This is a genomic window from Vibrio sp. YT-19(2023) (genome assembly GCF_033337395.1).
This window is the reverse complement of the sequence record NZ_JAWOQN010001163.1, coordinates 1-515: the sequence shown is the minus strand read 5'-3', so window position 1 is coordinate 515 and position 515 is coordinate 1. Positions and strand designations below refer to the sequence as shown.

1 protein-coding gene is annotated in these 515 nt (G+C 46.0%); it reads right to left on the bottom strand.

The genetic code is table 11. The features are described from left to right. On the bottom strand, nucleotides 1-464 hold a 464-nt coding region (locus R7E78_RS30630; RefSeq protein ID WP_318059210.1), incomplete at its 3' end, for an MATE family efflux transporter. Between the last annotated feature and the right edge of the window lie 51 nt (nucleotides 465-515).

Here is a 515-nt window from a genome sequence, read left to right as displayed (position 1 = left end):
ATACTGTAGTAAAAATAAAGGACTGCACCAGCCCATGAACTCAGCAGCCACCAAGGCCAGTAACTATCTATGATAGGCATAACAGTTTCTGGCGCGCTGAGCAGAGATAAAATCGGGTAACGCAGCAGCCAAATTAAGAGGCCGAATACCGCAACACCGATTGAACCAATCATTAAGACCAATCCACCAAGTTGTTTGGCATAGCGAGCATCATTCGCGCCCAAGGCTTTAGAGATCACTGCGGTAGTCGCGATGCCTAAGCCTACTTGAATGCCGATAATGACCATTTGAAGCGGTAGGGTGAAACCTTGAGCGGCAAGCGGTAAAACGCCAAGCTGACCGATAAATGCACTGTCGACAAGCTGAAAACTCATTAAGGACAACACACCAAACAGCATTGGCCATGTCATCGTAAACAGTTGTTTTGCTAACGTAGGTTGTGCGTTAGTAGAAGTTGAAGGCATAGGAATTAGAGTGTGTTGGGATTCGAGAATGGTTTTATTGTACACACTGGA